The organism is Streptomyces sp. BE303 (genome assembly GCF_036290945.1).
Classification (GTDB): Bacteria; Actinomycetota; Actinomycetes; order Streptomycetales; family Streptomycetaceae; genus Kitasatospora.
In genome coordinates, this window is the sequence record NZ_JAQYWZ010000342.1 from 1 (window position 1) to 8,298 (window position 8,298).

Sequence of the window (8,298 nt, forward strand, 5' to 3'; positions counted from 1 at the left end):
AACCCGGAAGCTAAGCCTCACAGCGCCGATGGTACTGCAGGGGGGACCCTGTGGGAGAGTAGGACGCCGCCGAACAATCATTGTGAAGAACCCCCGTCCGGGATACGGACGGGGGTTCTTTGCGTTTCCGGGGCAATTCCGTACCGGTCTCGATCGGGACAGGCGACCCGGGATCTACAGCGCGAGCTTGAAGCCGAGGTGCGAAGCCACGAAGCCGAGCCGCTCGTAGAAGCGGTGCGCGTCGGTACGGGTGGCGTCCGACGTGAGCTGGACGAGCTCGGCGCCGAGTTCACGGGAGCGGTCGATCGCCCAGTGGATCAGCTCGGTGCCGAGGCCCGAGCCGCGTTCGTCGGCGTGGATGCGGACGGCCTCGACGATGGTGCGGGTCGAGCCCTTCCGGGAGAGGCCGGGGACGACGGTCAACTGGAGGGTGCCGACGGTCCGGCCGGCGCGTTCGGCGACCACGAGGAGCTGGTGCGGGTCGGCGTCGATGCGGGCGAACGCGGCTCGGTACGGGGTGAGGTCGTCGGGGCTCTCGCGGGTGGCGCCCAGGGGGTCGTCGGCGAGCATCGCGACGATCGCGGCCAGGTCGTCGGCGGTCGCGCGGCGGATCGTCAGGTCGGTCGAGAGGTCGGTCGAGAGGGCGTTCATGATCACAGCCTAGGCGGCGCCCTGGAGGGCTCGTCCGCCCGGCCGTCACCCTGACAGGCGCGCCTTCACCCCGCAGGCCCGTGAGTGGCCCGGAGAAGGCCCTCCGGCGCCCTCGCAGGCGCCCCGTGCGACCGCCCCCAGGCCGTCCGGTCCGTACGGCGGCCCTGGTGACCGGCCGTCACCCGCCGGGCGGCACGCTGGTGATGACGGCGAGTGCGGCGCCGTGGGGGTCGGTGAGCCGGCCGAGCCGGCCGACGCCGTGCACGTCCGTGGCGGGTGTCCGGACGGTCGCGCCGAGCCGTTCGGCGCTGGCGAGGCAGGCGTCGACGTCGGGGACCTCGACGTAGGGGAGCCAGTGCGAGGAGGTGCCGGCGGCGGTCTGGCGGGGGTCGAGCTGGACGATGCCGCCGTGGGCGTCGTCGAGGCCGCCGTCCGGCGGGGTGAGGACGGTGTAGAGGGTCTCGCCGATCGGGACGTCCCGCTCCTGCCAGGCGAAGACCGTCCGGTAGAAGGTCTTCGCGGCCTCGGCGTCGACGCTGTGGCACTCCGTCCAGCAGAGGCTGCCGGGCTCGGTGACGGTGTCCAGGCCGTGGACGTCGTGCGGCTGCCAGACGGCGAAGTCGGCGCCGGCGGGGTCCGTGAAGCCGGCCGTCCGGCCGCTGGTGAAGACGTCGAACGGGGGGAAGCGGATGCGGCCGCCGGCGGCCGCGACGAGGTCGGTGGTGCGGTCCGCGTCGAGGGTGCGGAAGTAGATCGTCCAGGTGGGGCGCGTGAGGGAGTCGGTGAACGGGCCGAGGGCGGCGACCGTCCGGCCGGCCAGCCGGAAGAGGCCGTAGTCGGCGGCCGGGCCCGCAGAGGCGAAGGTCCAGCCGAACAGGGCGGTGTAGAAGGCCGCCGAGGCGGGCGTGTCCGGGCTGGTCAGGTCGAGCCAGCTGGGGGAACCGGGACGGAAGGCGGTGGTGAGCACGGCGCACTGCTCCTCGGAACGCGGGCCCCCTCCGTGCCCCCAGCCTGGCACCCCGGTCCGGAGTGTCGCACCCGGGCGGTACGGTGCGTAGTGGAAGTGGGCCCGGACGGTGAAGGGGAGCTCGGTGGCCAGGCAGACGCAGACCGGCACCGGAGAGGCGGCGGTGCCGCGCCAGCTCGCCCAGGTCGAGGGCGTACTGGAGCGGATCACGTACGCCAACGAGGACACCGGCTACACCGTGGCGCGGGTCGACACCGGCCGCGGGGCGAACGATCTGCTGACGGTGGTGGGTGCGCTGCTGGGCGCCCAGCCGGGTGAGTCGCTGCGGCTGCACGGACGCTGGGGGTCGCACCCGCAGTACGGGCGGCAGTTCGTGGTGGAGAACTACACGACGGTGCTGCCCGCCACGGTGCAGGGGATCCAGCGGTACCTGGGTTCGGGGCTGATCAAGGGGATCGGGCCGCGGTTCGCCGAGCGGATCGTGGAGCGGTTCGGGGTGGACACCCTGGACGTGATCGAGCACGAGCCGGGCCGCCTGATCGAGGTGCCGGGGCTCGGGCCGAAGCGGACGAAGAAGATCGCGGCCGCCTGGGAGGAGCAGAAGTCCATCAAGGAGGTGATGGTCTTCCTGCAAGGGGTCGGCGTCTCGACCTCGCTGGCCGTGCGGATCTACAAGCAGTACGGGGACGGCTCGATCGGGGTGGTGAAGAACGAGCCGTACCGGCTGGCGTCGGACGTCTGGGGCATCGGCTTCCTCACCGCGGACCGGATCGCCCAGGCGGTGGGGATCCCGCACGACAGCCCGGAGCGGGTGAAGGCGGGGCTGCAGTACGCCCTGTCGCAGAGCAGCGACCAGGGACACTGCTACCTGCCGGAGGAACGGCTGATCGCGGACGGGGTGAAGCTGCTCCAGGTCGACGTCGGGCTGGTGATCGACTGCCTGGCGGAGCTGGTGGCCGCCGAGGGGGTGGTGCGCGAGCAGGTGCCGGGCGAGGGGGGCGAGCCGATCACGGCGGTCTACCTGGTGCCGTTCCACCGGGCGGAGATCTCGCTGGCCAACCAGTTGCTGCGGCTGCTGCGGTCGGACACGGACCGGATGCCGTGGTTCGGTTCGGTGGACTGGCCGGCGGCGCTCGGCTGGCTGGCACAGCGGACGGGGGTCGAACTGGCGCCCGAGCAGGAGCAGTCGGTGCGGCTGGCGCTGACCGAGAAGGTCGCGGTGCTGACGGGCGGTCCGGGCTGCGGCAAGTCGTTCACGGTGAAGTCGATCGTGACGCTGGCGCTGGCGAAGCGGGCCAAGGTGGTCCTGGCGGCGCCGACGGGCCGGGCGGCGAAGCGGCTGGCGGAGCTGACCGGGGTAGAGGCGTCGACGGTGCACCGGCTGCTGGAGCTGAGGCCGGGCGGGGACGCCGCGTACGACCGGGACCGCCCGCTGGACGCCGACCTGGTGGTGGTGGACGAGGCGTCGATGCTGGACCTGATCCTGGCGAACAAGCTGGTCAAGGCGGTGGCGCCGGGGGCGCACCTGCTCTTCGTGGGGGACGTCGACCAGCTGCCCTCGGTGGGGGCCGGCGAGGTGCTGCGGGACCTGCTGGCGGAGGGCGGCCCGATCCCGTCGGTGCGGCTGACCAGGATCTTCCGGCAGGCGCAGCAGTCGGGGGTGGTGACCAACGCGCACCGGATCAACGAGGGCCTGCCGCCGCTGACCGAGGGCCTGCCCGACTTCTTCCTGTTCGCGGAGGACGACGCCGAGCTGGCGGCGGGTCTGACGGTGGACGTGGTGGCGCGGCGGATCCCGCAGCGGTTCGGTTACGACGCCCGGCGGGACGTCCAGGTGCTGGCGCCGATGCACCGGGGTCCGGCGGGGGCGGGGAACCTCAACACGCTGCTCCAGGCGGCGGTGACGCCGGCCCGGGAGGGGCTGGCGGAGCGGCGGTTCGGCGGTCGGACGTTCCGGGTGGGGGACAAGGTCACGCAGATCCGCAACAACTACGACAAGGGGCGGAACGGGGTCTTCAACGGCACAGTGGGAGTGGTGACCTCGCTCAGCGTGGACGACCAGCGGTTGACGGTCCTCACCGACGAGGACGAGGAGGTGCCGTACGACTTCGACGAGTTGGACGAGCTCGCGCACGCGTACGCGGTGACGATCCACCGGTCGCAGGGGAGCGAGTACCCGGTGGTGGTGATTCCGGTCACCACGTCCGCCTGGACGATGCTCCAGCGGAATCTGCTCTACACCGCCGTGACCAGGGCACGGAAACTCGTTGTGCTGGTCGGGTCACGGAAGGCGATCGGACAGGCCGTCCGCAGTGTCAGTGCAGGTAGGAGGCATGCGGCGCTGGACCACAGGCTTGCGGCTGGATGATTCTCCAAGGGATGGTTGCCTCTATTGTTCTCTTGACGTGAAGAGATTTACGGCAGAGCCTGGGGTGGTGCCGATCTTGTCCGGTTCGTACCGGCGGCGGCGGCAGGTTTTGTAGGGGCGGGCCCTTTCGGGTCACCCCGGGTGCGCGGCTGTCCTCCGGATGGGGGATGGTAGAGGCAGTCAGGGCACCTTGGAAGAGGATTCATTTCGTCGGTGAGGAAGACGTGAGCGACAACTCGGTAGTACTGCGGTACCAGGACGGCGAGTACGAGTACCCCGTCGTCGAGAGCACTGCGGGCAACGCCGGCTTCGACATCTCGAAGCTGCTCCCGCAGACCGGCCTGGTCACCCTGGACAACGGTTTCGGCAACACCGCCGCCTACAAGTCCGCGATCACCTTCGTGGACGGCGACAACGGTATCCTGCGGTACCGCGGTTACCCGATCGAGCAGCTCGCCGCCAAGGGCGACTTCATCGAGACCGCCTACCTGCTGATCAACGGCGAGCTGCCGAACGCCGACCAGCTGGCGGAGTTCAACCGCGAGATCACCCAGCACACCCTGCTGCACGAGGACGTCAAGCGCTTCTTCCAGGGCTTCCCGCGGGACGCCCACCCGATGGCGATGCTGTCCTCGGTGGTGGGCGCGCTGTCCACCTTCTACCAGGACAGCCACAACCCGTTCGACGCGGCCCAGCGCCACCTGTCGACGGTCCGCCTGCTGGCGAAGCTGCCGACCATCGCGGCCTACGCGTACAAGAAGTCGGTCGGCCAGCCGTTCGTCTACCCGCGCAACGACCTGAGCTACGTCGAGAACTTCCTGCGGATGATGTTCGCCGTCCCCGCCGAGGACTACGAGCTCAACCCGGTCATCGTCAACGCGCTGGACAAGCTGCTGATCCTGCACGCGGACCACGAGCAGAACTGCTCGACCTCCACCGTCCGCCTGGTGGGCTCCAGCCACGCGAACCAGTTCGCGTCCATCTCGGCCGGCATCTCGGCGCTCTGGGGCCCGCTGCACGGTGGCGCCAACCAGGCCGTGCTGGAGATGCTGGAGAGCATCCAGCAGGACGGCGGCGACGTCGACGCCTTCATCACGAAGGTCAAGAACCGCGAGGCCGGCGTCAAGCTGATGGGCTTCGGCCACCGGGTGTACAAGGCCTTCGACCCGCGCGCCGCGCAGGTCAAGCTGCTCGCCCACGAGGTGCTCGGCCAGCTCGGCAAGTCCGACGAGCTGCTCGACATCGCGCTCAAGCTGGAGGAGCACGCGCTCAAGGACGACTTCTTCGTCTCGCGCAAGCTCTACCCGAACGTGGACTTCTACACCGGTCTGATCTACCGCGCGATGGGCTTCCCGACCAGCATGTTCACCGTGCTGTTCGCGCTGGGCCGGCTGCCGGGCTGGATCGCCCACTGGCACGAGATGATCAACGACCCGACCAGCCGGATCGGCCGTCCGCGCCAGATCTACACCGGCGTGGAGATCCGCGACTACGTCGAGCTCGACGCCCGCTGACGCACGTCCCGACGCCGATGCGCACGCCCTGACACCGGTGCCACGAGGGCCCGGCCGCTTTCCGCGGCCGGGCCCTCGTGCGTGCCCCCGCGGCGCGCCGGAGCGGGCGCGGGGGCGTCGAACGTACAGCGCACGACTCCGGGGCGGTCGTCGTCAGGGACGGCCGCTCAAAGCGTCCCTGGCCCCGTCACACCCCGGCGTCGTGCGCGAAGGCCGCCGAAGTCGGCGACCGACCCGGGGCCCGCCGGAGCCCCGTCGGCGGCAGCGGTGGCCGCGCGGTGACGTGATGCCGTTCGCCACGTCTCCGCCCACCGGAAAAACTGCCGCACTACCAACCTAAGACGTATCAGGGTGTGAGAAGTTACGCCCGGGGGGTGTGAGCTGCCTCTCGCCACGCTCCGTGTGCGCGCGGTGCCCGGCCCATACCACACGTTTCGGCGGAGGTGACGTCACCCTCCCCGCAGTCACGGCAACCTAGCGTGATAGGAATCGTGGCATTCCGGTACGGACCGCCCCGCACCTCGCAGCGTGGCGGCGGAGCTGGGGAGGGAGTGCGCAGATGACCAGGAACGTCGTTGTCACCGGCGGTGGCACGGGAATCGGGTACGAGGTGGCGCGGCGGTTCGCCGAGGCCGGCGAACAGGTCGTGATCGTCGGTCGCCGGCGTGCGGTGCTGGAGCAGGCCGCCGCCGCCCTCGGGCCGAACGTCACCCCGCTGGTCTGCGACCTCGCCGACCCGGACGCCGTCGAGGCCGCGCTCGCCGAACTGCCGGAGCGCGTCGACGTGCTGGTGAACAACGCCGGCAGCCGGGAGACCGTGATCGGGGCCGGTCCGCACGCCCTGCTGGCCCGCTGGCGCGGCGACTTCGAGCGCAACGTGCTGACCGTGGTGCTGCTCACCGAGTCGATCCGGGACCGGCTCACGCCGGGTTCCGGCCGGGTGGTCACCATCAGTTCGATCGCGGCCCTGCGCGGCGCCGGCTCGTACGGGGCGGCCAAGGCCTCGCTGCACGCCTGGAACAACTTCCTGGCCGCCCAGATCGGCACCTCGGGCATCACCGCCAACATCGTCGCCCCGGGGACGGTCGCGGGCACCGAGTTCTTCGGCCCGCGGCTGGACGACGCGGAGGTCTCGCGGCGGGCGGCCCGGACGCTGCTCGGGCGGATCGGGGAGACCGGCGAGGTCGCGGCGGCGGTCCACTTCCTGGCCTCGGAGGAGGCCGGGTTCATCACCGGAGAGATCCTGCACTGCAACGGCGGCGAGTTGCTCGGCCGCTGAGCGCGGGCGCGCCGCCGGGCGCGGGTGAGCTGCTCGGCCGTTCGCGGCCGGGAGCCCGCACCGCCTCGTGGTGCGGGCCCCCGGCGTCGGCGGGTCGGCCGGTGCTCAGGCCGCCTCGAAGCGGCGCAGCCGGAGGCTGTTGGTGACCACGAAGACCGAGGAGAAGGCCATCGTGGCGCCGGCGATCATCGGGTTGAGCAGGCCGGCGGCGGCCAGCGGGATCGCGGCCACGTTGTAGCCGAAGGCCCAGAACAGGTTGCCCTTGATGGTGGCCAGGGTCCGGCGGGAGAGCCGGATCGCGTCGGCGGCCGAGCGCAGGTCGCCGCGGACCAGGGTGAGGTCGCTCGCCTCGATGGCGGCGTCGGTGCCGGTGCCCATGGCGAGGCCGAGGTCGGCCTGGGCGAGTGCGGCGGCGTCGTTGACCCCGTCGCCGACCATGGCGACGACCCGTCCCTCGGCCTGGAGGCCCCGTACGGTGGCCACCTTGTCCTCGGGCAGGACCTCGGCGATCACGTCCTCGGCGGCGATGCCGACCTCGGCGGCGACGGCCTCCGCGACGGCCCGGTTGTCCCCGGTGAGCAGGACGGGCCGCAGACCGAGCGCCCGCAGGTGTGCGACGGCCTCGGCGCTGGTCGGCCGCACCGCGTCGGCGACCTCCAGGACGGCCCGGGCCGCGCCGTCCCAGCCGACCGCGACGGTGGTCCGGCCGGCCGCCTCGGCGGCGCGCTTGGCCTCGGCGAGCGCCGCGGGCAGGGGGAGGGCGTGCTCGACCAGCAGCGCCTCCCGGCCGGCCACCACCGTGTGGCCCTCGACGACGCCCTGCACGCCGAGTCCGGGCAGGGACCGGAAGTCCTCGACGGCGGGCAGCGGGCCCACCTTCTCGGCGGCGGCCGCGGCGACGGCCGCCGCGACGGGGTGCTCGGAGGCGTGCTCCAGCGCACCGGCCAGCCGCAGCACCTCGGTCTCGGTGACGCCCTCCGCGGTGCGGACGGCGAGCAGGGTCATGCTGCCGGTGGTGACGGTGCCGGTCTTGTCGAGGACGACGGTGTCCACCTTGCGGGTGGTCTCCAGCACCTCCGGGCCCTTGATCAGGATGCCGAGCTGGGCGCCGCGTCCGGTGCCGACCATCAGCGCGGTCGGGGTGGCCAGGCCGAGGGCGCACGGGCAGGCGATGATCAGCACGGCGACCGCGGCGGTGAACGCCTCGGTCGGGCTGTCGGCGGCCAGGAGCCGGCCGACCAGGGTGCCCAGCGCGATCAGGATGACCACGGGGACGAAGACGGCGGAGATCCGGTCGGCGAGGCGCTGGGCGGCGGCCTTGCCGTTCTGCGCGTCCTCGACCAGCCGGGCCATCCGGGCGAGCCGGGTGTCGGCGCCGACCCGGGTGGCCTCGACCACCAGCCGGCCGCCCGCGTTGACGGTGGCGCCGGTGACGGCGTCGCCGACCGCGACCTCGACCGGAACCGACTCGCCGGTCAGCATCGAGGCGTCCACGGCGGAGGCGCCCTCGACCACCACC

At 72.0% G+C, this 8,298-nt stretch carries 6 protein-coding genes and 1 rRNA gene; 4 read left to right on the plus strand and 3 right to left on the minus strand.

All coding sequences use genetic code 11. The features are described 5' to 3' along the window. Positions 1 to 75 (plus strand): 5S ribosomal RNA (rrf, locus tag PUR56_RS04590); the annotation flags it as partial. Positions 76 to 174: 99 nt separating this feature from the next. On the opposite strand, the gene PUR56_RS04595 is transcribed toward rrf, so the two are convergent. Beyond that, positions 175 to 651 (minus strand): GNAT family N-acetyltransferase, encoded by a 477-nt coding sequence (locus PUR56_RS04595; protein WP_329947943.1) that lies wholly within the window; start codon positions 649 to 651, stop codon positions 175 to 177. 178 nt (positions 652 to 829) lie between these two features. Then, entirely contained in the window at positions 830 to 1,618 is a 789-nt protein-coding gene (locus tag PUR56_RS04600; protein WP_329947944.1) for a VOC family protein, read from the minus strand. Between the two features lie 124 nt (positions 1,619 to 1,742). Here PUR56_RS04600 and recD2 point away from each other — a divergent pair, with 124 nt between their 5' ends. From recD2 to PUR56_RS04615, 3 genes are all read left to right on the plus strand, one after another. Next, entirely contained in the window at positions 1,743 to 3,986 is a 2,244-nt protein-coding gene (gene recD2, locus PUR56_RS04605) for an SF1B family DNA helicase RecD2 (protein WP_329874382.1), read from the plus strand. A 224-nt stretch (positions 3,987 to 4,210) separates the two neighbouring features. Beyond that, positions 4,211 to 5,500 carry a citrate synthase gene (locus PUR56_RS04610; RefSeq protein WP_329874384.1) on the plus strand — a complete coding sequence of 430 codons (1,290 nt, stop codon included), beginning with the start codon at positions 4,211 to 4,213 and terminating at the stop codon, positions 5,498 to 5,500. Positions 5,501 to 6,059: 559 nt separating this feature from the next. Next, positions 6,060 to 6,779, plus strand: coding sequence for an SDR family NAD(P)-dependent oxidoreductase (locus tag PUR56_RS04615; protein WP_329874386.1), 720 nt, complete (start codon positions 6,060 to 6,062; stop codon positions 6,777 to 6,779). A gap of 105 nt (positions 6,780 to 6,884) precedes the next feature. On the opposite strand, the gene PUR56_RS04620 is transcribed toward PUR56_RS04615, so the two are convergent. Beyond that, the coding region (locus PUR56_RS04620; protein WP_329947945.1) for a heavy metal translocating P-type ATPase at positions 6,885 to 8,298 on the minus strand (1,414 nt) is incomplete at its 5' end.

Excerpts from the sequence above, each read along its gene's own strand:
- PUR56_RS04595 (WP_329947943.1), bottom strand. The coding sequence starts at position 651 with ATGAACGCCCTCTCGACCGACCTCTCGACCGACCTGACGATCCGCCGC.
- PUR56_RS04615 (WP_329874386.1), top strand. The coding sequence starts at position 6,060 with ATGACCAGGAACGTCGTTGTCACCGGCGGTGGCACGGGAATCGGGTAC.